Below are 1342 nucleotides of genomic sequence, written 5' to 3'. Positions count from 1 at the left end.
CTGGGGTTAGCCTGAATTAGTGGACACCCGAGTTAGCGGGATTATTGATCCTGCTGAGAGGATGTCAGTGATGTCAGAGAAGAAGAGTCAACGTCGTAGTTTTACGGATGATTACAAGAGGGAAGCTGCCGGCTTGGTCATTGATACCGGTCGGCCTGTTGCAAAGGTTGCCGGCGAGCTGAGTATCGGCGAGCAAACCTTGGGCCGATGGGTACGGGTGGAGAAAGACCGCCGTGGCCTCAATGGTGAGTCAACAGGGGCCCTTGCGGAGGAAGAACGGGCTGAGTTGGTTCGCCTGCGCAAGGAAGTGTTTGAGCTACGTGAGGACAACCGCTTTCTGGGAAAAGCCGCGTCCTTCTTCGCATCGAAGCAACATCGTCCGAACGGTTCGAGTTGATGCACGCGGAGAAGGACAACTTCTCGATCCTGCGGATGGCCAGAGTACTGAAGGTCTCCGCTTCCGGCTATCACAGCTGGCACCGGCGCCGCCTGGACGGGCCCGGCCCACGGGCGGTGGCCCGGCGGGAACGCGACAAGCGGGTCGCTACGGTCTTCGAGGAGTCTCAACAGACCTACGGGGCGCCGCGTGTAGCGGCCCAGCTGGCACGAGAAGGCTCGCCAGCAAACCCGAAGACGGTCGCTGACTCCATGCGTCGGCAAGGCATTGAAGGGATTAGCCCGAGGATGTTCCGGCCGGTCACCACGATCCCTGGCACGAACACCCACCACCTGCCGGATTTGGTCAGCCGCCGGTGGGACAGGGGACGGTTGGATGCAGTGTGGATTTCCGATATCACCTACCTGAGGACCCGGGAAGGCTGGCTGTATTTATGTGCGGTCCGGGACGGCTGCTCTCGGCGTGTATTGGGCTGGGCTATGGATTCGGTGCAGAACACCGATCTGGTGGAACGGGCGTTACGAATGGCCCACACGCTCCGTGGCGAGCTGCCTGCAGACGTTGTGTTCCATGCCGATCGCGGCGCGCAATTCACCTCGACACAGCTATGGGAAGCCTCAAAGGAATTGGGGATCCTGCAGTCTGTCGGGCGCACGGGCGTGTGCTGGGATAACGCGATGCAGGAGTCATTCTGGTCCACGTTGAAAACCGAATTCTATGACCGTCGAACTTGGCTGACTCGGACTGAGGCGAAGACCGCAGTCGCGTGCTGGATCGAAGAGTTCTACAACCGTCAACGCCTTCACTCGAAGCTTGGAATGGTCCCGCCGGTCGAGCATGAACTGAGCCTACGCACTCAAAAAGAGCCGGCCGCAATGAAAGAAGAAGTACTCACGCAAGCCGCGTGATGCAGAACACGTGTCTACAACTTGCGGGGAACCCCAA

The 1342-nt window shown here is 59.5% G+C and carries 1 protein-coding gene; it reads left to right on the top strand.

Annotated elements, in window-relative coordinates; all coding sequences use genetic code 11:
• Nucleotides 1–70 precede the first annotated feature (70 nt).
• Nucleotides 71–1305 (top strand): IS3 family transposase gene (locus ACX80D_RS17745; protein WP_459324181.1). Its coding sequence is split into 2 segments (ribosomal slippage): nt 71–350 and nt 350–1305, totalling 1236 coding nucleotides; the frame shifts between segments, so codons are not numbered across the junction.
• Nucleotides 1306–1342: the final 37 nt, after the last annotated feature.

This window comes from Arthrobacter sp. Sr24 (assembly GCF_054511175.1).
This window is presented reverse-complemented; position numbering and strand designations above follow the sequence as displayed.